The sequence below is a fragment of the Rhizobiaceae bacterium genome (assembly GCA_023953835.1).
Classification (GTDB): Bacteria; Pseudomonadota; Alphaproteobacteria; order Rhizobiales; family Rhizobiaceae; genus Mesorhizobium_G.
Window position 1 is genome coordinate 2,223,077 of the sequence record JAMLJB010000001.1, and the last position, 23,018, is coordinate 2,246,094.

General features: G+C 63.2%; 23 protein-coding genes. 14 read left to right on the forward strand and 9 right to left on the reverse strand.

Annotation, left to right across the window (positions count from 1 at the left end; translation table 11 throughout):
• Both M9924_10540 and M9924_10545 read right to left on the reverse strand, forming a co-directional pair.
• Complete coding sequence (locus tag M9924_10540) at positions 1-1,260, reverse strand: GNAT family N-acetyltransferase (GenBank protein MCO5064845.1); 1,260 nt, start codon at positions 1,258-1,260, stop codon at positions 1-3.
• Positions 1,257-2,666 carry a lipopolysaccharide biosynthesis protein gene (locus M9924_10545; protein ID MCO5064846.1) on the reverse strand — a complete coding sequence of 470 codons (1,410 nt, stop codon included), beginning with the start codon at positions 2,664-2,666 and terminating at the stop codon, positions 1,257-1,259. The genes M9924_10540 and M9924_10545 overlap by 4 nt, the downstream gene beginning before the upstream one ends.
• A 671-nt stretch (positions 2,667-3,337) precedes the next feature.
• On the opposite strand from M9924_10545, the gene M9924_10550 reads away from it, so the two are divergent.
• Both M9924_10550 and M9924_10555 read left to right on the forward strand, forming a co-directional pair.
• A complete protein-coding gene (locus M9924_10550; GenBank protein MCO5064847.1) occupies positions 3,338-4,138 on the forward strand; it encodes an archaeosortase/exosortase family protein in 801 nt (266 codons plus the stop codon).
• Positions 4,119-4,598 (forward strand): hypothetical protein, encoded by a 480-nt coding sequence (locus M9924_10555; protein ID MCO5064848.1) that lies wholly within the window; start codon positions 4,119-4,121, stop codon positions 4,596-4,598. Before M9924_10550 ends, M9924_10555 begins: the two co-directional genes overlap by 20 nt.
• Before the next feature lie 85 nt (positions 4,599-4,683).
• Here M9924_10555 and M9924_10560 read toward each other — a convergent pair whose 3' ends face one another.
• From M9924_10560 to secA, 3 genes are all read right to left on the reverse strand, one after another.
• Positions 4,684-5,025 (reverse strand): putative addiction module antidote protein, encoded by a 342-nt coding sequence (locus M9924_10560; protein MCO5064849.1) that lies wholly within the window; start codon positions 5,023-5,025, stop codon positions 4,684-4,686.
• Positions 5,009-5,314, reverse strand: a complete 306-nt coding sequence (locus M9924_10565; protein ID MCO5064850.1) for a type II toxin-antitoxin system RelE/ParE family toxin — start codon at positions 5,312-5,314, stop codon at positions 5,009-5,011. The genes M9924_10560 and M9924_10565 overlap by 17 nt, the downstream gene beginning before the upstream one ends.
• Positions 5,315-5,740: 426 nt before the next feature.
• Positions 5,741-8,446, reverse strand: coding sequence for a preprotein translocase subunit SecA (gene secA, locus M9924_10570; protein ID MCO5064851.1), 2,706 nt, complete (start codon positions 8,444-8,446; stop codon positions 5,741-5,743).
• Between the two features lie 255 nt (positions 8,447-8,701).
• On the opposite strand from secA, the gene M9924_10575 reads away from it, so the two are divergent.
• A complete protein-coding gene (locus M9924_10575) occupies positions 8,702-9,631 on the forward strand; it encodes a peptidylprolyl isomerase (protein ID MCO5064852.1) in 930 nt (309 codons plus the stop codon).
• Between the two features lie 35 nt (positions 9,632-9,666).
• On the opposite strand, the gene M9924_10580 is transcribed toward M9924_10575, so the two are convergent.
• Complete coding sequence (locus tag M9924_10580) at positions 9,667-10,077, reverse strand: TonB C-terminal domain-containing protein (protein ID MCO5064853.1); 411 nt, start codon at positions 10,075-10,077, stop codon at positions 9,667-9,669.
• Between the two features lie 69 nt (positions 10,078-10,146).
• Entirely contained in the window at positions 10,147-11,613 is a 1,467-nt protein-coding gene (locus tag M9924_10585) for a hypothetical protein (protein MCO5064854.1), read from the reverse strand.
• Positions 11,614-11,835: 222 nt separating this feature from the next.
• Between M9924_10585 and argJ the strand changes: the two genes are divergently transcribed.
• The 5 genes from argJ to M9924_10610 all read left to right on the forward strand — a co-directional run bounded on the left by argJ (position 11,836) and on the right by M9924_10610 (position 15,010).
• Positions 11,836-13,077, forward strand: a complete 1,242-nt coding sequence (gene argJ, locus M9924_10590) for a bifunctional glutamate N-acetyltransferase/amino-acid acetyltransferase ArgJ (GenBank protein MCO5064855.1) — start codon at positions 11,836-11,838, stop codon at positions 13,075-13,077.
• Positions 13,077-13,862 (forward strand): GNAT family N-acetyltransferase, encoded by a 786-nt coding sequence (locus M9924_10595; protein MCO5064856.1) that lies wholly within the window; start codon positions 13,077-13,079, stop codon positions 13,860-13,862. Before argJ ends, M9924_10595 begins: the two co-directional genes overlap by 1 nt.
• Positions 13,863-13,864: 2 nt before the next feature.
• Positions 13,865-14,278, forward strand: a complete 414-nt coding sequence (locus M9924_10600) for a (deoxy)nucleoside triphosphate pyrophosphohydrolase (protein MCO5064857.1) — start codon at positions 13,865-13,867, stop codon at positions 14,276-14,278.
• A gap of 140 nt (positions 14,279-14,418) precedes the next feature.
• Positions 14,419-14,724 carry a hypothetical protein gene (locus tag M9924_10605; protein MCO5064858.1) on the forward strand — a complete coding sequence of 102 codons (306 nt, stop codon included), beginning with the start codon at positions 14,419-14,421 and terminating at the stop codon, positions 14,722-14,724.
• A 97-nt stretch (positions 14,725-14,821) separates the two neighbouring features.
• On the forward strand, positions 14,822-15,010 hold the full coding sequence (locus M9924_10610; protein MCO5064859.1) for a Flp family type IVb pilin: 189 nt from the start codon (positions 14,822-14,824) through the stop codon (positions 15,008-15,010).
• Here M9924_10610 and M9924_10615 read toward each other — a convergent pair whose 3' ends face one another.
• Complete coding sequence (locus tag M9924_10615) at positions 15,011-15,880, reverse strand: methyltransferase domain-containing protein (protein MCO5064860.1); 870 nt, start codon at positions 15,878-15,880, stop codon at positions 15,011-15,013. It lies immediately after the preceding gene.
• Between the two features lie 71 nt (positions 15,881-15,951).
• Between M9924_10615 and M9924_10620 the strand changes: the two genes are divergently transcribed.
• Genes M9924_10620 through M9924_10635 form a run of 4 tightly spaced genes read left to right on the forward strand, consistent with a single transcriptional unit; the run spans position 15,952 to position 18,300 of the window.
• On the forward strand, positions 15,952-16,719 hold the full coding sequence (locus tag M9924_10620; GenBank protein ID MCO5064861.1) for a ComF family protein: 768 nt from the start codon (positions 15,952-15,954) through the stop codon (positions 16,717-16,719).
• Positions 16,720-16,741: 22 nt separating this feature from the next.
• Complete coding sequence (gene grxC / locus M9924_10625; GenBank protein MCO5064862.1) at positions 16,742-17,008, forward strand: glutaredoxin 3; 267 nt, start codon at positions 16,742-16,744, stop codon at positions 17,006-17,008.
• Between the two features lie 9 nt (positions 17,009-17,017).
• Positions 17,018-17,878 carry a carbon-nitrogen hydrolase family protein gene (locus M9924_10630; protein ID MCO5064863.1) on the forward strand — a complete coding sequence of 287 codons (861 nt, stop codon included), beginning with the start codon at positions 17,018-17,020 and terminating at the stop codon, positions 17,876-17,878.
• Positions 17,875-18,300 (forward strand): DUF1178 family protein, encoded by a 426-nt coding sequence (locus M9924_10635; GenBank protein MCO5064864.1) that lies wholly within the window; start codon positions 17,875-17,877, stop codon positions 18,298-18,300. The genes M9924_10630 and M9924_10635 overlap by 4 nt, the downstream gene beginning before the upstream one ends.
• A 5-nt stretch (positions 18,301-18,305) precedes the next feature.
• Here the strand turns inward: M9924_10635 and ubiG are convergent, their stop codons facing one another.
• Positions 18,306-19,052 (reverse strand): bifunctional 2-polyprenyl-6-hydroxyphenol methylase/3-demethylubiquinol 3-O-methyltransferase UbiG, encoded by a 747-nt coding sequence (ubiG, locus tag M9924_10640; GenBank protein MCO5064865.1) that lies wholly within the window; start codon positions 19,050-19,052, stop codon positions 18,306-18,308.
• Positions 19,053-19,424: 372 nt separating this feature from the next.
• Here ubiG and M9924_10645 point away from each other — a divergent pair, with 372 nt between their 5' ends.
• Together M9924_10645 and ptsP are read left to right on the forward strand one after the other, a co-directional pair.
• On the forward strand, positions 19,425-20,678 hold the full coding sequence (locus M9924_10645; GenBank protein MCO5064866.1) for an aspartate kinase: 1,254 nt from the start codon (positions 19,425-19,427) through the stop codon (positions 20,676-20,678).
• 66 nt (positions 20,679-20,744) lie between these two features.
• A complete protein-coding gene (ptsP, locus tag M9924_10650; GenBank protein MCO5064867.1) occupies positions 20,745-23,015 on the forward strand; it encodes a phosphoenolpyruvate--protein phosphotransferase in 2,271 nt (756 codons plus the stop codon).
• The last annotated feature ends 3 nt before the right edge of the window (positions 23,016-23,018 follow it).

A 23,018-nucleotide genomic window follows, 5' to 3' on the forward strand; every position in this document is an offset into this window, starting at 1 on the left:
CTATCGGCGCGTGACTTTCCTGACCCGCTTCTTGACCTCGCGCGCGATGGCGCGCGTCTCGTCATAGAGATGCAGTTGCGCGGCCACCTGCCGCGCGGCGCGATCGGCCTCCGGCCTGATGCCGAGCACGATGGTGCCGATCATCTGGCGTTCGGACCAGAGCCTGCTCATGACCGGGTGGTCGGGCACCGCGCAGGAATCCGTGACATCGATGTTCGGATCTTCCAGATGCTGCCGCGTGACGTCCATCATCAAAAGGGTGCCGGGCGAGAATGCGGACCATGCCTCGTCGAAGGCGGTTTTCCACGTATAGGCGACACCTGCCTCGATGAACACGATCAGCGAGGCGATGGCCTTGCCGTCGAGGGTCAGCGCGTGAACGCGGCACATGCCGCGCTCGGCAAGGTTTTGCACCGCCTCGCGGGCGAATGCAGCGACGTAGCGGTCGATTGCCATTGCGGTGCGGCCCTTGCCCTTCCAGCCTGCCGCTTCCAGCGCAAGGAAGGTTTCCATCGCGATGCGGACCTCCTCCGGTGTGCGCGCCACCGTGTGCTCCACCTTGCCTTGTTCTTCGAGACGTCTGCGCAGCCGCCTGAACTCTCGCAGATGGTGCGGGCGAAGCGCCTTGCGGAAATAGTCGTCGCCGGACAGATGGCTGCCCAGCATCGGGCGTTCGACGCGAGAAACGATATTCCAGGGCAGCGCGCTCGCCTCGGCCAGCGTCCGCAGCAGTCCCGCAAAGGCTCCGTCCAGCTTGATGTCCGGCAGCACCAGCACCTTGGGCAGGCCAAGATGCGCGCGGCCGATCATGGCGAGGAAGTCCTCCAGAACGCCCGCCGGGTCGTCGCGGTCGATCAGCGGCGTGCCGAGCAGGCCGAAGGCGTGCGCCCATGTGCGCATGATGCCCGGTCCGATACCGCCGGGCGGTTGCTGCACCGTGAAGGGTAGCAGCATGCGCACCCGGTCATTGCTTTGCGCGCCGTCGCGAATGACCGCCAGCCGCACGTCCCGCTCCTCCACGCGCGGCATTGCGGGCGCCAGGAAGGGCGGGCTGAAAAACACGTTCGGCTCGATCGTCCTGTCGCAGAGGAACTGCAACTCGTCGATCAGGTCGAAGCCGGATTGTCCCGCATAGATCGCCAGACGTCTTGGCGACCTGTCCGGCTGGACCAGAACGGGCGGCACGTACCAGTCGGTTCGGCCACGGTCCTGCCCGGCGGAACTGCGCGCGACCTCCTCCAGAATGGGCGAAGCCTTCATGCGCTTGCGTCTTTCGCGACCGCCGGGAGGAAAATGGTCATTGTCACGCCGAGCTTCCGCCACACCGTCCAGGAGAGCGCCGCCGCCTCGAACATCATCGACAGGGCAGTCGCCATCGCCGCGCCCCACAGGCCGAACGCCGGAATCAGGACGAAACACAGGGTCAGGTTCAGGGCGAGCGTCGCACCGTAGACGGTCGCGCATGAATTCTGGTTGCCGCTCATGGTCAACAGGCTTTCGGCGGGGCCGACCGCGGCGCGCGCCACCACACCGATCATCTGGACGAAGAGCAGGGGGTATCCCGCGACAAAATCCGCGCCGAACAGCATCAGCATCGGCCTGCCGAGCGCCAGCACGACCAGCGCAAGGGCAAGCGAAGGCCAGAAGGTCCAGGACACGGTTTCGCGCGCGAATTGCGCGAGGCGCGACGGGTTCGAATGGGTGAACTGGGCATAACGTTGCGCCGCGCCCGCCTTCACGGCGAAATAGACGAAATGCACCAGCGCGAGCGTCTTCACCGTGGCGAAGTAGACGGCCACGTCATGGGGCTCCATCAGGAAGCCGACCATCAGCACGTCCATGTTGGTCAGCAGGAAGAAGAAACCCTCGACGAGGAAGATCGGCAGCGAGACCGTGATCCATTCCCGCAGCCTGAACGAGGGTCCGACGGGCGCGACGATGCGGGAGAGGTTCAGCCCGATGCCCGTCATCTGGCCGATCGTGGTTGCGTAGGTGGCGAGAATGGCTGCCACCATCGCCGTGTCGGCGGTGGCAGGAAAACCGGCGAGGATTGCCCCGCCCATGAACAGCAGGATCAGCGTCGGGCGCACGATGTAGATGGGACCAAGCGCCCAGTACGCCCAGGAATTTCCCCGCGCTATGCCTTGAAGCACGTCGCCGAGCGCCACCATCGGCATGCAGATCATGGCCAGGTAGAACGGCACGACGTAATAGCTCTCGATCCAGGGCCGCAACAGCCAGACGCCCAGAATGCCGAGCGCCGCGAGGAGCGAGGACACGACAAGCGTGAACAACCGGCTGGTGAGAAGAATGCCCCTCAGTTCGGATGGCATGCCTCGCTCGCGATATTCGGAGACATAGCGAATCACGGAGGTGTGGAAGCCGAAGCTGGCGACCGAGCCCGCGATGATGATGGTGGTCCAGACGAGCACGAAGATCCCGTATTCGAAGCTCTGCATCCAGCGCGCCATCAGGATCTGCATGACGAGGGCGATGACCGCGCTGACGACGCGGATGGAAAAGGCGGCCAGCGACATGCGCCCGGCGGCGGCCCGCTCGTCGTCGGCAAACAGAACGGCATCGATACGGGCGAGGCCCGGTTGTGCCAGGGCGCTCAGCCGCGAAGGTAGGATACGTTCCGCAGTGGTTGCGGCGGAAAAGCGCAAATACTCGTCTCCGCTTGGGGCCTTTGCATATTGGAGAACAGATTTTAAGAATCGGTTCGGCGTACAGATCAAATGATTTAGAGGACCATGACCCGGCAAAAGGACCTTAACTTCTGTGCATCTGCTGCATAATCTGCCAAATCTGTGAATTTCCTACAAAGTTTGCGGAGTAATTCAGCAAGTTGGAGGGGGTGGGGCGTCCGTGCCTGGCAGCTTTGTACTACTCCCAATGCATAAGCCATGTTACACCCTCTTATATGCTGCCTGCGCGCGCCCGCGCGAATACAATCCGGAGTCGTGCTACCATGTCTCAGGAAGGGTTCGAGGTGAAATTTACAAAACCACTGATCTGTGCGGCCATCTTGGGCCTGTCATATGTAGTACCGGCAAATGCTGGGGGTATCCTGTTTCCACCCAAGGGCGGCAATGGCGGGGGCGGCAGTTCGCATTCCGCTCCGGTGCCGGTTCTCGGGCTTGGTCTCCCGGCGCTTGCGGTGGCTGGCGGCTATGTTCTGTTCCGTCGTCGCTCCAAGAAGTAATTGCCGGACAATAATTGTCACGCCGGAGCGCAGCAGCGTTTTGGCGTGACAGCACCATCAAGGCGGGATGGGGTAATGGTGGCGCATTCACTTTCCGCCTCGGGCGTGGCGGAAGTTTCAACAGCTTCTCGAATGACACGGGCGCAGCTCTATGCGGGGCTTTTCGCGGTCGGCTTCCTGAACGGCATCAGCGAGCGCTTTTTCAAGGAACTGGGCGAAAGCGGCGCGCTGGGCACCGTTTTCAACACCTTCGGCATCAGCGCCCTTGTCTGGGTGGCGGCGGGCGGCGTTTTCTGGTTGCTCAAGCAGGCGGGCGACGAGCCGATCCGGCCATTCGACTATGTGCTTGCCGTGGTTGCCTGCCTCGGCTTTCTGTTCCCGATCTCGGCGGCGAGCTGGCTTGGCGTCGCCCTCATGGCGCTTTACCTCGTGTGGACGAGCACCTCCGGCACGCCGTTTCGCCGGGTCGGGGTGCTGATGTTCGGCATCACCATTCCGATGCTCTGGGCGCGGCTGCTTTTTGCGAGCTTCAGCAACCTGATACTGTCCATTGACGCCAAGCTGGTCGGCTTCGTGGTCGGCACCGGTTCGGCCGGAAACACCATTCCCTTCTGGGACGGCACCGGCGTGCTGTTCCTCGAACCTGCCTGTTCCTCGCTCACCAATGTTTCGCTGGCTCTTTTGTGCGGCGTCTTTTTCATGAGCGTGTTCAACCGGAAATGGTCCCTGACCATTTTGAAGGCGGTGGTGCTGGCCTGCGCCGCGACCGTCGCGATCAATGTCGTTCGCATGAGCGCGATTGCATTTTTCCCGGCCTATTACGACGTGATCCACGGTGCCGTCGGCGCGTCCCTTGCCGAATGGCTGTCGATCATTGCCGTGCTGTCTATCTATTTCAGGTGGATCGATTCCGATGCCCCGGCTCGCGCTTAGCGTTCTCCTCATCCTCGTCGGCGTGGTCAGCCTCTCGCTGAAGGTGAACGCCGATGGCCGCGCGAGCGACCGGATGATGTATCCGGACCAGAACGACATTGTCGCCCTGCTGGAGCATAACAGCTTCGCGGTGCAATTCGCGCCGCCCAACACCGATCCGCAATGGGTGACCGGCACGCGCGGCGCATGCCGTGTGCAGATCGCCAACGTCTCGCCGCAGGGTTGGCACCGCAACATCGTGGAATGGGCGTCGAAGGACAGGACGCTGATCTACTCGGCGGGCGGCTCGCTGGAGCCAAAGCAGCCTCTGCTTGGTCCGATGGCGCATCACTACCTGAACCGACTCAAGCGCTATGTGGGCATCGGCGCGCCTGCGGTCCGGGTGCGCGCCATCCTGTTCGACAAGGGCTGCGAACCCATGCCGATCTCGCAGGATGAGCTCGCGGCTCTCTCAGGCTGACACCGAAACCGGAAGCGGTGGAGCGTTTTTAGAACGCTGCGCGTTTTGGCGGATAAGCCCGGAGTGAAAATGTACTGATAGCGCGTCATGCGCCTAAACGAGCCTCGGCGTAATTATCGTTTTCGCGTCCGTCGTTCGCGGCTTCGATTGGCTTGACTGTCAAGCGAAGGCCCATCGCTCCGAGGACGCGCATCACGGTTGAGAAGGACGGATTCCCTTTGGCGCTTAGGGCTTTGTATAGGCTTTCGCGCGACATACCTGTGATCTTGGCAATCTCTGTCATGCCGTGAGAGCGAGCCACATCGCCAAGGGCGGCGTAAAGCTCCGCCATGTCGCCGTCTTCAAGGATAACCTCAAGGTAGGCAATAACATCGTCCGCCGAATTGAGGAAATTCGCGAGGTCCCACCTTTTAAGAGTAGTCGGCATCTTTGATTTCCTCTGCGATCTCAAGGGCGCGCTTTATGTCCCGGTCCTGGCTGTCTTTGTCGCCACCACACAGAACGATCACAACCACTTCACCGCGCTTGACGAAATAGATCCGATAGCCCGGCCCGTATGGAATGCGCAGTTCTCCGATTCCACCGAAATATTTGACATCGCCAAAGTTGTTTCGCTGGACTCGGCTAATTCGTACCCCAATTCGAACCTTGGCGCCACGGTCCCGCAACTTGTCAAACCACGCATCGAATACGCTCGTCGTGACGACGTCGACCACAAATATGTATCCTATAAACTACAGAAATGCAAGGTCAGGGGTTGGACCGGTCATTCATTTGGGCAGTTGGCCCTTGTCCTTGAGCCATTCGGCCAGAACTTTCTCCTCAAAAAGTGTCGTTCCATGTTCGCTCAGCCGTGGCACAGGCTGTCCTTCGACCGCCCGAACTTCGCACGGTGCCTGATTTGCCTATGGGAGAAGCACAAGGAAGCGCAGTTGGCTGACATCGCGCGGCGCCGTCCCGAGGCCGAACTCGCAGCACTGGCTCAGTGGGGGAAGGCTGACATGAAGATCGCTCGCCGCCTGTTCCTGAGAAGCGTTCCGCCTGCTGTTGCCAGCATGGGAGCCGCTGCTTCGACGTCGTTTGCCGCTGACGCGGCGATGCCCCCCGAGAGTGTGTTGAATCTTGCTCCTGAAAGCTCACATCTAGAACGCGCCGTGGCAGTGCTTGTATTTCTTGCCGGAGCCGCACGGGCATGGCTCGTTGCGCCCCACCTTGCCCCAGGTGGCGGGGTTGTTCGGATCGCGCTGTGAAGGATCGACGACCGCTTCGTCGTCGCCTTCGCCGAAATCGTCCTGACCGGTGGTCGCATCGATGTGATGGCCGAACACCTTGGGCGCTTCCGGCGGCGGCGCATCGGCGGCCTCGCGCACCAGTTCGACACGCATGAGCTGCGCGGTCACGGCCTGCCTCAGATTGGCGAGCATCGCCTGGAACATCTCGAAGGATTCGGACTTGTATTCGTTCAGCGGATCGCGCTGCGCATAGCCGCGGAAGCCGATCACCGAGCGCAGATGGTCGAGATTGACGATGTGCTCGCGCCAGAGCTGATCGAGCGTCTGGAGCAAAACGGAGCGTTCGACATAGGTCATGATCTCGGGGCCGAACCGCTTCGCGCGGTCCTCGGCGGCGGCGTTGACCGCGTTCAGCAGGCGCTCGCGCATCTCTTCCTCGGCGATGCCTTCTTCCTTCGCCCATTCGTCCACAGGCAGGTCGAGGTTCAACTGTTCGAGCACGGCCTGCTTGAACCCCTGCACATCCCATTGCTCTGCATAGGCATTTTCCGGGATGAACCGGGTGACGAGATCGTCGACGACGTCCTCGCGCATTTCCGCGACCGTCTCGGTGAGGCTCCCGCCGTCCATAAGCGACAGGCGCTGGTCGAACACGACCTTGCGCTGGTCGTTCATCACGTCGTCATATTTGAGCAGGTTCTTGCGGATATCGAAATTGCGGGCCTCGACCTTTTTCTGCGCCTTTTCGAGCGCCTTGTTGATCCAGGGATGGATGATGGCTTCGTCTTCCTTGAGGCCGAGCTTCTGGAGCATGCCGTCCATGCGGTCCGAGCCGAAGATGCGCATCAGGTCATCCTGGATCGACAGGTAGAATTTCGAGCGGCCCGGATCGCCCTGGCGTCCCGAGCGTCCGCGCAACTGGTTGTCGATGCGCCTGGATTCGTGGCGTTCCGTCGCCAGCACATAGAGGCCGCCGGCGGCCAGCGCCTGCTGCTTCAGCTTGGCGATATCCTCCTGTATGGCCTTTTCCTTCGCCTCGCGCTCCGGTCCCGCCGGCATGTCGGCCAGCTCCTGCGCGATGCGCATGTCGGCATTGCCGCCAAGCTGGATGTCGGTGCCGCGCCCGGCCATGTTGGTCGCAATGGTGATTGCGCCCGGACGTCCCGCCTGGGCCACGATGGCCGCTTCCTGCTCGTGGTAGCGGGCGTTCAGCACCTGGAAATCCTTGAGACCCTCCTTGCGGAGCCGCTCCGCCAGCAGCTCGGACTTTTCGATAGAGGTCGTGCCTACGAGGATCGGCTGGCCCTTGCTGCTTGCCTCACGGATGTCGCGGACGATGGCGCGGTATTTTTCCTCGATGGTGCGATAGACCTCGTCGTCCTCGTCGAGGCGCTGGATGGGCAGGTTCGTCGGGATTTCGGTGACGCCAAGATTGTAGATGTTGGCGAATTCCTCCGCTTCCGTCAGCGCCGTGCCGGTCATGCCCGCCAGCTTCTTGTACATGCGGAAATAGTTCTGGAAAGTGATCGAGGCGAGTGTCTGGTTTTCCGGCTGGATCGCCACATGCTCCTTGGCCTCAAGCGCCTGATGCAGCCCTTCCGAATAGCGGCGGCCCGGCATCATGCGGCCCGTGAACTCGTCGATGATGACGACTTCGTTGTTGCGCACGATATAGTCCTTGTCGCGCTGGAACAGGCGATGCGCCTTGAGCGCGTTGTTGACGTGGTGGACCATCGCGACGTTTTCCACGTCATAGAGCGATTCCCCGCGCAGCAGACCGGCTGAGGCGAGCAGGCCCTCCATCTTCTCCGTGCCTTCCTCGGTGAAGATCGCCGTACGCTGCTTTTCGTCGACCTCATAGTCGGCGGCTTCGAGCTTGATCACCAGCGCGTCGACGGTGTTGTACATTTCCGAGCGATCTTCGAGCGGCCCCGAAATGATCAGCGGTGTGCGCGCCTCGTCGATCAGGATCGAGTCCACCTCGTCGACAATCGCGAAAAAGTGTTCGCGCTGCACCATCTGGGCGCGCTCATACTTCATGTTGTCGCGAAGGTAGTCGAAGCCCAACTCATTGTTCGTCGCGTAGGTGATGTCGCAACCGTAGGCGGCGCGACGCTGCTCGTCGTCCAGACCGTGGACGATCACGCCGGTCGTCATGCCGAGGAAACCATAGACGCGGCCCATCCATTCGGCGTCGCGGCTGGCGAGATAGTCGTTCACCGTGACCACATGCACGCCCTTGCCGGCCAGCGCGTTCAGGTAGACGGGCAGGGTGGCGACCAGCGTCTTGCCCTCGCCGGTGCGCATCTCGGCGATGTTTCCGCCATGCAGCACCATGCCGCCCATGAGCTGCACGTCGAAGGGGCGCAGGCCGAGCGCGCGCTTCGCTGCCTCGCGCACTGTGGCGAAGGCAGGCTCCAGGAGGTCGTCCAGCGTCGCGCCGTTGGCAAGCTGCTGCCTGAACTCCGCCGTTCGTGCGCGCAGCGCCTCGTCGGACAGCGCCGCCACCTCCGGCTCCAGCGCATTGATCGCCTCGACGCGTGGACGCATGCCCTTGACGCGGCGGTCATTCGCGGAACCGAAAATCTTGCGGGCGAGATTGCCGAAGCTGACCATTCAATGGCCCTTTCAATTGGCGCACCCCGGTCGGGAAACCGGGCGAATCCGCCGCGCAACCGTTAAAGGCAGTGGATTCGAAGCAAAACGAAAAGCGCCCAAAATCGCTTCTGGACGCAAAGGTGGTGGACAGATAAGAGGGGTGCGCGGCGATGTCAACGTGGCAACTAAACACCGTCGCACTTGGGAAACCGCCACATTTTAAGCCGCTTTCAGCATGTACTTGCGCGCTCGAATCCTACTGGAGTTGTTTTGATGTCCCCGTCCTTTTGCCGCGTATCCCTGATCCGGCTTTCCATCGCTGCCCTGTTGTCCGCCGGGACCGGGTTCGCGGCATTCGCACAGGATGCGAAACCGGCCGAGACCCCGCCCGCGGCTGCGGCTCCCGCGCCTGCTCCGAAGCCCGCGCCCGACACCGTGCTTGCCACCGTCAACGGCCAGCCGATCACCGAGGCCGACCTTGATCTCGCCATCGAGGACCTCGACCAGCAGTTCGCGCGCCTGCCCGAGGAGCAGAAGCGCGCCGCGGCACTTTCGGCGGTCATCGAAATTCGCCTGATGGCGGCCGAGGCTGCCGCGAAGGGCATCGACAAGGACCCCGACATGCAGCGTCGCCTCGCCTTCCTGCAGCAGCGCGCGCTCCACGCGGCGGTGATCGAAAAGGAAGTCCAGGCGAAGATCACCGATGACGAAATCCGCGCGCGCTACGACAAGGAAATCGCCGCGCAGCCTGCGGAGAACGAAATTCACGCCCGCCACATCCTCGTCAAGACCAAGGAGGAAGCGGAGGCGATCATCAAGGATCTCGACGCGGGCAAGAAGTTCGAGGACATCGCCAAGGAAAAGTCCACCGATCCGGGCTCGGGCGCCAATGGCGGCGACCTTGGCTATTTCTCTGCGGGCCAGATGGTCCCCGAATTCGAGAAGGCCGCCTTCGACCTCGCGCCGGGTACCTACACCAAGACGCCTGTGCAGACGCAGTTCGGGTTCCACGTCATCAAGGTCGAGGACAAGCGCGCCAAGCAGCCGCCGGCCTTCGACGATGTGAAGGACCAGGTCCGTTCGCTGGTGCTGCGCGACAAATATCTCGAACTGATCCAGAGCTTGCGCGGCGCGGCCAAGATCGATATCGCCGATCCTGCCTTGAAGCAGTCCGTCGAGGGGATGGAAACGCCCAAACCCTGACCGGAGACCACATACAGGGACGCTCCGGCTGAGGCTCAGAGCGTCCTTTCCTTGGGATCGGGGCTGGTGAACCGCATGGTCATCGGCCTGCCCGCCGCGACATTTCCCATCGATTCCGTGAGGGGAATCGGCAGCGACAGCTCCAGCGCGCGGAATACGGACGCCACGAATGCCTCGCGCGCCGCTTCGGTACCGCCGCGTTTCAGCCAGGTAATCTGCGGCTTGCCGTTGAGCGAGCCGTCACGCCTGAGCGAAAACCGCACCGTCACTTCGAGGCCCTGCGTCCCCTCCGGCGGCTGCCAGCACCTGCCGAGCGCAGACCACATCGCTTCCAGCGTATTGACGGGCGTACTCTGGCGACAGGAGGCGTCCTGTGCTGCGCAAGCGAAGGCCGAAAGGCCCAGAATGCCCAGTCCCGTGGCTGCAACGATCAGCGGTCCATGCATTGCGGCCTCGCCTGTCCCGGCAGCCGGCGGCGGCTGCCCCGCGCCGGGATTGGCGCGGATGCGATGCTCTCACGTTGTCTCGCCCGAGGCAATTACGCGAAGCTGGCGAGAGGCGTGGTTCCTGCCCTTGGCGATTGCCGCGCGGAAGGCGGGCATCAGAAGCGCGTAGAGCATGGCGAGCACAAAGCCCGCCACCCCGCCCAGCGCCACCACGACAAGGGCGGAATAGAGCGAGCCGCGATCGGTGGGCGTGGACCTTGCCGCATAGAACGTGCCGCTGCTCTCGAAGAGCTTCCTCTGCGCCAGTGAAAACAGGTCTCGATATTTCGACGTTAGCATGTCGAGGTTCCGTTTCGCCGTCTCCGGCAGGTTGCCCGCCTCCGGCAGCACGCTTCCGGCATCTCGTATGATGATCGCGTCCTGCCGTGCATTGAGTCGCGACATCTGGCCGACAAGCTGCTGCCGCTTGTCCATCAGGTCCCGAACATAGGCGACATAGGAGGCCCGCTCCACGAGTTCGACCACCTTGTCGAGTGCGCCCTGGTCCAGAAGCGGGCCGCTCGTGAAGCCGTTTTCGGGCGACCTAGACCTCGTTTCTCCGAACAGCCTGTTCAGGTTCCGGTCGATCCCTTCTATGCGTCCTGCGATCTCCCTCGATTTCGTGACCAACTGACTGCGCAGGGCGACGGCGACCGGATCGGTCGGCGGAAATCCTCCTGCCAGCAGAGGGTTGTACTCGATCGTCCTGAACTCCCGGATCAGGTTCGCCAGTTCCTGCGCGGTCAGCCCGTCCGGCGTAGTGAGTCCGGCCAGCCGGTTGTCCTCGCTTATGATGGCGACGCCTGCCTCGATCCTGTCCAGTTGCTCCCCCACGAGCAGCAGGGCGACCGTGCCGGAAGGCTGCTTCGGCACGGAGCTGATGCTGGCTTCGCTGAGGTCCGAGCTGGCCAGCACGCGATACCGCTTGACGAAAACATCGTTCCATGTCGCCGGTACGGCAAAGGCCAGTGCGATAGCCTCGCGGGAGGAAAGGCCGAGCAGGTCGTTGTTCACTTCGATGCGCAGCCCGCTGTTCATGGCGGCTGAAAGCTCGGCGAGATAGTCGCTGTTGATAGCATCTATATCCGCCGGCTGGAGGCCCCGCGTGGCCAGCTTCTGCTGGTATTTTCGCTCGATGCCTGCCGCCGCCGGGTCGTCATAGCTGACGCCGATGGCCTGCTCCAGCCGATCCGTGCCGATATGAAACCGCTCCGCCAATGCGGTCAGGACGGTCGACGACTTGAGGTCTGCGGGCGAGAAGGCCGTCGCGTTCGGATAGTTTCCGTTTTCTATGCCGATCAGCTTCACATGGTATGAGATGATCTGGCGGTTCGACGCGCTGTCGGCGAGCACGGCGAGCGCGGCGGCGCAGATGCCGAGAAACGGCAGCAGCACGAGCAGCGCCCGGCATGTCCAGAGCCGGTTGAAGATGTCCCGGAAGGTCAACACCGAATCAGTTTCGTCGCGCGCTGCCGCCGCCGTGCCTCGATCGCTCATCGTGCCTCGCAATTTCATTCTTTCAGGTCCGCATTGTGGGAGCGGCACATCGAATATTAGAGATTACTGATTATCAGATTGAAACCTGCTTGCAACCGCAACTCCATGTATCGGGCGGTCACTGGTGCATTCTGGCGGGCTTCGTGCTGCTCGGCGCACTTGCGCTCGGTGCGTGGCTGGGGCAAACGGAACGCAAATCCAGAAAAGGCAGCCGGTCGCCCAATGTCGGAACAGATTTCACCCCTCGCACCGAAGAAATACGCAAAGATGCCGTCCGTTGCGGGTGTGCGCATCGCGACGGCGGAGGCCGGCATCAAATATCGAAACCGGACGGACCTGCTCGCAATGGTGTTTGCACCGGGAACTGAAATCGCCGGGGTTTTCACTCGCTCCAGATGCCCGTCCGCTCCGGTCGATTTCTGCCGCGAGAACCTTGGCGGCGGCAAGGCGCGCATCCTCGTGGTCAATTCCGGCAATGCGAATGCATTCACGGGGCGCAAGGGCCGCGAGTCGACCTCGGCCACCGGCAAGGCCGCTGCGGCTGCCGCTGCATGTGACATCTCCGAAGTGTTCCTCGCCTCAACAGGTGTCATCGGCGAGCCGCTCGACCCCGGCAAGTTCACCCATCTTCTGGCGGACCTTGCCCGGCAGGCGAGCGAGGACCGCTGGCTGGATGCGGCGAGGGCGATCATGACCACCGACACCTATCCGAAGGTCGCCACCGTCACGGTGAAGCTCGGGGAGACCGACGTGGTTATCAACGGCATCGCAAAAGGGGCCGGAATGATCGCGCCCGACATGGCGACCATGCTGTCCTTCGTTGCAACGGATGCGCCGATTGCCGCGCCCGTTCTCCAGCAATTGCTCTCCAAAGGCGTAAGCGGCACATTCAACGCCGTCACGGTCGACAGCGACACTTCGACAAGCGATACGCTGCTTCTGTTTGCGACCGGCGCCGCTGCGGATCGCGGCGCGCCGCGCATCTCCGACATACGCGACCCGCTGCTGATGCTCTTCAAGCGCGGATTGAACAAAATCCTGAAGAATCTTGCCCTACAGGTGGTCCGCGACGGCGAGGGCGCGCGCAAGCAGGTCGAGGTTACGGTAACCGGGGCGCGGTCGGCCCGCTCGGCCAAACGCATTGCGCTATCCATCGCAAACTCGCCGCTGGTCAAGACAGCGATTGCAGGCGAGGATGCCAATTGGGGACGCGTGGTCATGGCGGTCGGCAAGTCGGGCGAACCGGCGGATCGTGATCTGCTGTCGATCTGGTTCGGCGACAACAGGCTTGCCTTTGAGGGCGAGCGCGATCCTTCCTATTCGGAACAAGCGACCTCGGCCTACATGAAGCGCGATGAAATCCGCATCCGCGCCGATATCGGGCTTGGCCGGGGCAAGGCCACGGTCTGGACCTGCGACCTCACCAAGGAATATGTTGCCATCAATGGCGATTACCGCAGTTGATGATCTCAAACGGCACAAATCCAGGCATTTCGGCGGGCCTGCCGCTGGTGCGCCGCTTCGAAGCGGCGGCGTTTCGCGCGTGGCCTGCGGCCTCTGTGCATTATGACGGAACCTGGGTCGTGCGGCTCAACGCCGGGCACCCGGCCAAGCGGCTGAACTCCGTCAATCCGCTCGATCCGGGCGATGTGCGCGACCTCGAAGAGCGCGTGGCGCGCGCCGGACGCTGGTTCGAAGCTTATGGCAGGCCGCTGACTTTTCGCCTTTCGCCATTGTCGGGTCCCGCGCTGACCGATTATTTCGACGCGCAGGGCTGGATCAGCATGTCGGAATCGCTGGTCATGCGGGCGAGCCTCCAGGACCTGCCCGTCGACAATGCGATTCTTCAGATTCCGTTGAAGGACATTGGGCGCTTCATCAATGCCGCGATGGAAGTCCATATGATGGACCCGGCATTGCGGCCCGGCCTGACGGAAATCATCAGCTCTATCCATGCGGAGGCGGGCCTGTTCGTGCTGGAAGACAGCGGGACGCCGCTTGCGACCGCCGTTTGCGTCCATGACGGCGATCTCGCCGGGCTGTTCGAGATCGCCACCGGCCCCCGCGAACGCGGCAAGGGCTATGGAAGGCGCGTCGTGCTGTCGGCCCTGCGGTGGGCGCGCCTGCGTGGCGCTGAACAGGCATGGCTCCAGGTCGAGGCTGACAACACGCCGGCGCTCAGGCTCTACGAGACGATCGGCTTTGTGGAAGCCTATCGCTATCACTATCGCCGCCCGGCGAAGAAATGAGCATGGAAAAGCCCGTACTCCCCATCCTGCTGGTCGTCGCCTGCGCGCTGGTCGATGCTGACGGCCGCGTGCTGATTGCGCAGCGTCCCGAAGGCAAGCAGCTTGCCGGGCTCTGGGAATTTCCGGGCGGCAAGGTGGAGCCCGGCGAAACGCCGGAGGAAACGCTGGTGCGCGAATTGCGCGAGGAACTCGGCATCGAGACGAAGCCCGAATGCCTTGCGCCACTGACCTTCGCCAGCCACCGCTACGAGAAGTTTCACCTGCTGATGCCGCTTTATGTCTGCCGGAAGTTCACGGGCATTCCGCAACCTCTGGATGCGCAGGCCTTGAAGTGGGTCAAGCCCTCGAAGCTGCGCGACTACCCCATGCCGCCCGCCGACGCGCCCCTCATTCCATTCTTGATCGACCTGCTTTGACCCGTGCTGTCCATGCGGGGGGCTTCACCTTTCATTAACGGTGTTGCGAGCATCGGCGATTTGTTAACGAGTCGTTGAGGCGATCGTGAAAATGTCCCTCAAATCTACAACTTGTGCGGGAAGTCGCGTTGCGAGGGTCGATGGAGCAGGAACGCGGGTGGCAGTTCGTCGGTGACGAGGGAAGCTGGAGTATGCGGGGAGCCGGCATGGGCCTTCTCAGGGCAACGCTGCTCTTCGGCCTCGGCATCGCCGCGCTGACGATCCTCATTGTCCCCGTGCTCGACAAGCGCAGCGACCAATGGGCCGACGGCGCGGGCATCGATACGATGCAGGTCGGTTCGATCAACAAGGGCAACACCTACACGCTTCGTCGCAGCGTTCTCCAGCCATCGCCCGATTCCGTCTGCGTCATTCGCCCGGACGGCTCCCGGCGCGGCGCATGCTGAACGGATGCGGCAGATTTCCGGTGCAATCTTAGCAAAGCAGCGCAGGGCTTTTTAATTTCCGTTTGCTACCGTTCTCGCATGGAGAGGCGGTCGACCCATGTTCTACACGGTCAGAAAATTCATTGAAGACGAGAGCGGTGCCACCGCCGTGGAATATGGATTGATCGCTGTGCTGATCTGCGTTGCGCTGCTCGGTGGCGCCAAAAGCGCGGGGCTGTCCATCAACAATATGTGGGACAACAACAGCTCAACCGTGCAGGAAGCGCTCGGCATCCCGCCCGGCTGATCAGTCGCCGCCCTGCTTCAATATCCGCGCCAGCGAAACTTGTGCCGACCCCGGCTTCAAAGGCTTTTGCTGCGAGGCGTCGGGCGCCCATCCCGACAGCCAGATGATTGCGAATGTCGCCCTTATGCGTCCGTCCGCATCTGAGAACCGCTCCGCATAAATCTCCGCCGCGCGCATGAAAAGCCGACGTGTCACGGGCTTTCGGCTGCGGTCGAGCAGGACGTTGGTAGCGCCCATCGCCCGCAGGTCCGCCATCAGCGCGAAAAGATGCGGGTACCGGACCGTGATCGCCTCGACATCCGCGACCGGCAGCGCGAAACCGGCCCGCTGGAGCAGAGCGCCTGCATCCCGCACGTCCGTGAAGGGATTGACGCGCGGCGCCGCACCTCCGGTCAATTCGGTTTCCGCGACCAGCAGGCTTTCGCGCAGTTCCCGCAAGGTTTCCCCACCTGCCATGGCCGCAAGGAAAAGGCCGTCCGGCTTCAGCGCGCGCCGGAATTGGAGCAGCAGGCCGGGCAGGTCGTTGACCTCCTGGAACGCCAGCAGCGAGACGGCAAGCTCCACGCTTTCGGGTTCGACCGGCAGGGTTTCAGCCGCCGCCGTCAGCCCGTCATCGGGAAGGAGCAGCGCCGCGTCGCGCTCCACGCGCAAGACGTGACCGACCTTGCCGCTGCGCTCCAGCGCCCTTGCCGCATGTCCGGTGGTGCAGAAAGCGGCGATGGCGCGGTCGAACCGCCGCTCCACGGTCGCCAGCCGCTCGCCGAGATCGTCTGCGACACGTTCCATCAGGAAATCCGCGCCGGTCACATGGGCATGCAGCGCCCGCAACCTTCGGGCGAGCGCAAGTTCGGTATCGAATAGCAGTTGCACGCGGCATTTCTTCCTGTTGTGCGGCGGCACGGCACAGGCCATACCGAAGCGGTTGATCGGTGACAATGGCCATGTTCAGGGCTTCCTTGACGGATCTGGCGGTACGTGCGGCGGGAATCCTCTTTCCGCCCTGCTGTCCGGGTTGCGGCCGCGTCGTCTCGGCGCCTGCCACGCTGTGCGCTTTGTGCTGGCCGGGCGTCCGCTTTCTCGAACGCCCGTGGTGCGAGGTCATGGGCACGCCCTTCTCGCACGACATGGGCGACGGTTTCCTGTCGGCGGACGCGATTGCAAATCCGCCGCCGTTTCGGCGGGCGCGCGCGGCGGTCGGCTACAGCGGGGTTGCGCGTTCGATGGTGCAGAGCCTGAAATATCGCGACCAGACCGATCTCGCGCCTTGGATGGCGCGGTGGATGATGCGCGCCGGATCGCAATTGCTGCGGGAGGCGGACGTGATCGTGCCGGTCCCGCTGCACCGGGCGCGGCTGCTGCGGCGAAGGTTCAACCAGTCGGCGGAGCTTGCGCGCTCGCTCGCCCGCCTTTCCGCGAAGCCGATGCTTCCCGATGCGGTCATGCGCATCAGGAACACGCGCCAGCAGGTCGGCCTCAAGCTTGCCGAGCGGCAGGACAATGTGCGCGCGGCTTTCGTCGTGCCGCCGCAGAAGCTTATCGACGTGGCCGGACGCCGCGTGCTCGTGGTCGACGATGTGTACACCACCGGATCGACCGTCAACGCCGTGACCAAAGCCCTTATGAAAGGCGGCGCGGGGGCGGTTGATGTGCTCACCTTCGCGCGCGTGCTGCCGGGGGACTTTCAGCCGGATGAGGCTGAGACTATATAGTCGGCAAGGAAAGCGAACGAACATGCCTGATGTGACCATCTATACGCGAGCGATGTGCGGCTATTGCGCGGCGGCCAAGCGGCTGCTCGACCGCAAGGGCGTGGCCTATACCGAACACGATGCGAGTTTCAGCCCCGCACTGCGCGAGGAGATGGTCGCGCGCTCCGGTCGCCGCACTTTTCCGCAGATTTTCGTGGGCGATGTTCATGTCGGCGGCTGTGACGACCTGCATGCGCTCGAGGACCAGGGCAGGCTCGACGGCCTGCTCAAGACCGGCGCGCTGGGCTGAGGATACGCCATGACGATTTTCAAGGCCGCTGCCGTCCAGATGCGCTCTGGCACCAGCCCGGACCGCAACGCCGTCGAGTTCGAGCATCTCGTGCGCGAGGCCGCCGCGAAGGGCGCGGCCTATGTCCAGTCGCCCGAGATGACCGGCGGCCTCATCCGCGACAAGGATGCGCGTGTCGCGCTGTTCACCTCCGTCGAGCGGGATGTTGTCGCCCGCACGGCCTCCCGCCTTGCCGCCGAGCTTGGCATCGTGCTGCATGTCGGCTCCACCGCGATCCTGCGAGAGGACGGCAAGCTCGCCAACCGGGCGCTGCTGTACGGGCCGGACGGCGCGCTGATCGCGTCCTACGACAAGATCCACATGTTCGACGTCGATCTCGACAATGGCGAAAGCTGGCGGGAATCCTCGGCCTACGAGCCCGGAACGCGGGCGGTGGTCGCAGATCTTCCCTTTGCGAGGCTCGGCTTCGCCATCTGCTACGATCTGCGTTTTCCGCAGCTTTTCCGCGCCGAGGCGCTCGCCGGTGCGCAGGTGCTGACGGTTCCCGCCGCCTTCACCCGCCAGACCGGCGAGGCGCATTGGCATACGCTGCTGCGCGCCCGTGCCATCGAGAACGGAGCCTTTGTCGTTGCTGCCGCGCAGGGCGGCCTGCACGAGGATGGCCGCGAGACCTATGGCCATTCGCTCGTCATCGACCCCTGGGGGCGGGTGATCGCGGAAGCGAATGGTAACGAACCATGCGTTATCCTGGCCGAGATCGACACCGCTCAGGTAGCTGCCGCGCGCGCGAAAATTCCCAATCTCAAGAATGCGCGCGAGTTCGGGCTGAGCGAGGTCGGGCCTGTGGAGTTCAAGGGTGCCGCATCGTGATTCGTTTTTCCCTGGTTTGTGACAGCGCTCATGAGTTCGAGGGCTGGTTCCGCTCGAATGACGATTTCGACACGCAGAAGAAGCGCGGCTTCGTCGATTGCCCGCATTGCGGCAGCACGAGGGTGGAGAAGGCGCTGATGGCGCCTGCGGTGTCCACGGCGCGCAAGCAGGAAAAGATCGCGCTGGCCATGGGCGAGCAGCAGCGCCGCGTCATGGCGGAGATGAAGGCATTCGCCGAGCGCGTGAAGGCCGATGCGGATTATGTCGGCGATCGCTTTGCCGACGAGGCCCGAAAAATCCACTTTGGCGAAACCGATGCGCGCGGCATCTATGGCGAGGCGACTGTCGAGGAGGCGCGCGAGCTTGCCGAGGACGGCATCGAATTCCTGCCGCTGCCGAATTTTCCCGACGAGCGCAACTGACCGGCCTATGCCGGCCGTTCCGCCAGCAGCATATAGTTCACATCCATATCCTTCGACCGGCTCCAGCGGTCCGCAAGCGGATTGTAGGTCACGCCCGTGCGGTCTATTACCGTAAGTCCGGCCTTACCGAGTGCGGTCTCAAGCTCCTGTGGGCGCACCAGCTTTTCGAAGCGGTGCGTTCCACGCGGCAGCCAGCGCAGGATATATTCGGCGCCGATGATCGCCAGCCCCAGCGCTTTCAGCGTCCTGTTGATCGTCGCAACGAACATCAACCCGCCGGGTTTAACCATCTCGCTGGTGCGCTGAATGAACAGGTCGATGTCCGTGACGTGCTCGACCACTTCCATGTTCAGCACCACGTCGAACTGTTCTCCGGCGTCCGCCAGCGCTTCGGCGGTGGTGGCGCGATAGTCGATGTCGAGCCCGCCTTCCGCGGCGTGCAGCCGCGCCACCTCGATGTTGCGCTCCGCCGGATCGACGCCAACGACTGTTGCGCCCAGCCGCGCCATCGGCTCGCACAACAGGCCGCCGCCGCAGCCGATGTCGAGAACGCGCACGCCTTCGAGCGGCCGTGCAGCCAGCGGGTCGCGTCCCATCCGCGCCGCGATCTGGTCGCGTATATAGGCCAGCCGCACCGGGTTGAATTTGTGCAGCGGGCGGAATTTTCCGGAAGGGTCCCACCATTCGGCTGCGATGCGCGAGAACCGTTCCAGTTCTTCGGGGTCGATCGTCGTGCGTTCTGCCTGCGCCATGAATCTCTCCTTGGAGGCAAGGAAGTCGGGTCTGGCCGGCGAAATGTCAAGGTTGGCGCTGCCCCTCACCCTTACCCTCTCCCCGTTACAACGGGGCGAGGGGGACGCCAGCGTCGGCGACTATCCTCCTTCTCCCCGTCAAAACGGGGAGAAGGACGCGGCAGCGGGATGAGGGGCAGCTAAATCGCGTCAAGCAAGCCGCAATGACGCCCCCGCCTCGCCCCCCTGCCCGCCGCAATGCGCGCAGACAACTTGCGAAGCGGGCGGGCTTTGGCTAAGGAGGCCGCGGTTTCGGCGCTCGCCTTTGCGGGCGCTTCATTGCAGGAGCAGCCGGGGTTCTCCGGCGACATTCGACAAGGCATCTGTCCGCACATGGCGCGCATCGTGATGAAATTCGGCGGAACATCGGTCGCCGACATCGCCCGCATCCGCAATGTGGCGCGGCATGTAAAGCGCGAGGTCGATGCGGGCCATGAGGTGGCCGTCGTGGTTTCGGCCATGGCGGGCAAGACCAATGAGCTGGTCGGGTGGACCAAGGAAGCCTCGCCCATGCACGACGCGCGCGAATATGACGCCGTGGTTGCGTCGGGCGAACAGGTGACGGCGGGCCTGCTGGCGATCACGCTGCAGAACATGGGCATCCATGCCCGTTCGTGGCTCGGCTGGCAGATACCGATCCGTACCGACGGCGCGCACGGCGCGGCGCGCATCACCGACATTGATGGCTCGTTCCTCATCCAGCGCTTCAAGGAAGGCCAGGTGGCGGTGGTTGCCGGTTTTCAGGGGCTGGCGCCCGACAACCGCATTTCGACGCTTGGCCGCGGGGGCTCGGATACCAGCGCCGTTGCCATCGCGGCTGCCGTGAAGGCCGATCGCTGCGACATATATACCGACGTGGACGGGGTCTACACCACCGATCCGCGCATCGAGCCGAAGGCGCGGCGCATGTCGAAGATCACCTTCGAGGAAATGCTGGAAATGGCGTCGCTCGGGGCAAAGGTGCTGCAGGTCCGATCGGTCGAGCTTGCAATGGTGCACAAGGTGCGCACATTCGTGCGTTCCTCATTCGACGATCCGGACGCGCCCGGCATGGGCGATCTCCTGAACCCGCCCGGAACGCTCATTTGCGACGAGGATGAAATCGTGGAACAGCAGGTTGTTACCGGCATTGCCTACGCCAAGGACGAGGCGCAGATTTCGCTCCGCCGCGTCGCCGACCGTCCCGGCGTCGCCGCAGGAATTTTCGGGCCGCTGGCCGAGGCGGGCATCAATGTCGACATGATCGTCCAGAACATTTCTGAAGACGGCAAATCGACCGACATGACCTTCACGGTGCCGTCCGGCGATGTCGACAAGGCGCTGGCCGTGCTGGAGAAAATCCGCCCAACGGTCGGCTTCGATACCGTGCAGCACGATGAAGGCATGTCGAAAGTATCGGTCATCGGCATCGGAATGCGCAGCCATGCGGGCGTCGCCGCGACGGCGTTCAAGGCGCTTTCCGAAAAAGCGATCAACATCCGTGCGATCACCACTTCGGAGATCAAGATCTCCATCCTTATCGACGGGCCGTATACCGAACTGGCCGTTCGCACTTTGCATTCGGTCTACGGGCTCGATAAGCAGTAGAAATTCTGCTGGCGAATCGAGCGGTTCGCCGGGCAAAATGGTCCGTCAGGGTCGGAAGGGACGCCGATGCGCGATGCTGCGGGTGGTCCGCGTGTATTGCTGAAAAAACTCCGCGAATTGATGGCGGAGCCGCTAGAGCCGCAGGAGCGACTCGACAGGATCGTGCGCGACATCGCCTCGAACATGGTCGCTGAAGTCTGCTCGCTCTACGTCTTGCGCGCCGATTCCGTCCTCGAACTCTACGCGACGGAGGGTCTGAATCCGAGCGCCGTCCACCTTGCCCAGCTACAGGTGGGGCAGGGGCTCGTCGGCACCATCGCGGCCAGCGCGCGTGCGCTCAACCTGTCGGACGCCCAGAAGCACCCCGCCTTTACCTACCTGCCGGAAACGGGCGAGGAGATTTACCACTCCTTCCTTGGCGTGCCGGTCCTGCGAGCGGGGCGCACGCTTGGCGTGCTCGTCGTGCAGAACCGCACCATGCGCACCTATCGGGAAGACGAGGTCGAGGCGCTCGAAACCACCGCCATGGTGATGGCCGAGATGATCGCGGCGGGCGGCCTTACGCGGCTGACGCGCCCCGGACTGGAACTCGACCTGTCCAAGCCGGTCACAATCGGCGGCCTGTCATTCAATGAAGGCGTCGGCCTCGGCCATGTGGTGCTGCACGAGCCGCGCATCGTCGTCACCAACCTGTTCAACGAGGACAGCGACAGGGAACTGGAGCGCCTCGAAAGCGCACTTGGTTCGCTGCGGCTTTCCATCGACGACATGCTGTCGCGCCGTGACGTGGCGTTCGAGGGCGAGCACCGCGCCGTGCTTGAAGCCTATCGCATGTTCGCCAACGACCGGGGCTGGGTGCGCCGGCTGGAAGAGGCAATCAACAATGGGCTGACGGCGGAAGCGGCGGTCGAAAAGGTGCAGAGCGACATGCGCGCCCGCATGCTGCACATGACCGATCCCTATCTGCGCGAGCGCATGAGCGATTTCGACGATCTCGGCAATCGGCTGCTGCGCCAGTTGATGGGCCGGGCACCCGACGACATCGCCGCTGCCCTGCCGAAGGATTCGATCATCGTCGCGCGCTCGATGGGCGCTGCCGAATTGCTGGATTATCCGCGCGAAAAGCTGCGCGGCCTCATCCTCGAGGACGGAGCGGCCACCAGCCATGTTGTGATCGTGGCGCGCGCCATGGGCATTGCAGCCGTCGGGCAGGTCAAGGGCGCGGTGTCGATGGCCGAAAACGGCGACCCGGTCATTGTCGATGGCGATGAGGGAACGATCCATCTTCGTCCGCAGCAGGATGTGGAGCTTGCCTACGCCGAAAAGGTTCGCTTCCGCGCCCGCAGGCAGCAGCTTTACAGGGAATTACGCGACAGGCCGTCGCTGACCAAGGACGGAACGAAGATCGACTTGCTGATGAATGCAGGCCTGCTGGTGGACCTGCCGCAACTCGCGGAGTCCGGCGCGGCGGGCATCGGGCTTTACCGCACCGAACTGCAATTCATGGTCGCATCCACTTTCCCGCGCGCCGAGGCGCAGGAAAGGCTCTACAAGGACGTGCTGGACGCCGCGCGTGGCAAGCCCGTCACCTTCCGCACCATCGACATAGGCGGCGACAAGGTGCTCCCCTATTTCAAGGGCATGCAGCCGGAGGAAAACCCGGCGCTCGGCTGGCGCGCCATCCGCCTGACGCTGGACCGTCCCGGCCTGCTCAAGACTCAGGTTCGCGCCCTGCTCAAGGCGGCGGGGGGTCGCGAGCTCAAGGTGATGCTGCCCATGGTCACCGAACTGGGCGAAATCGCGCAGGCGCGCGAGATCATCGACACGGAGGTTCGCCATCTGTCGCGCTTTGCGCACATGCTGCCGAACACGCTGAAGCTCGGCGCGATGCTCGAAGTCCCTTCGCTTCTGTGGCAACTGGACGAGCTGATGTCGGCGGTGGATTTCGTGTCGGTGGGGTCGAACGACCTGTTCCAGTTCGTCATGGCGACCGACAGGGGCAATTCGACCCTCGCCAACCGTTTCGATCCGTTGTCCGTGCCGTTCCTCAGGACGCTGAAGGACATTGCGGATGCGGGCAGGCGCAACAACACGCCTGTCACGCTGTGCGGGGAACTGGCCGGCAAGCCGATCTCGGCAATGGCCCTGATGGGCCTCGGCTATCGCTCCATCTCCATGTCGCCTGCCGCCATCGGCCCGGTCAAGGCCATGATGCTCGAACTGCCGCTTGGCCAGTTGGAGACCTTCATGCAGGAAAACCTGTCCGGCAAGAGCGCCACCTTGCCGATGCGGGCGCTGCTCCAAGCATTTGCCGACGACCGCAAGATTCCCTTGTAGAGT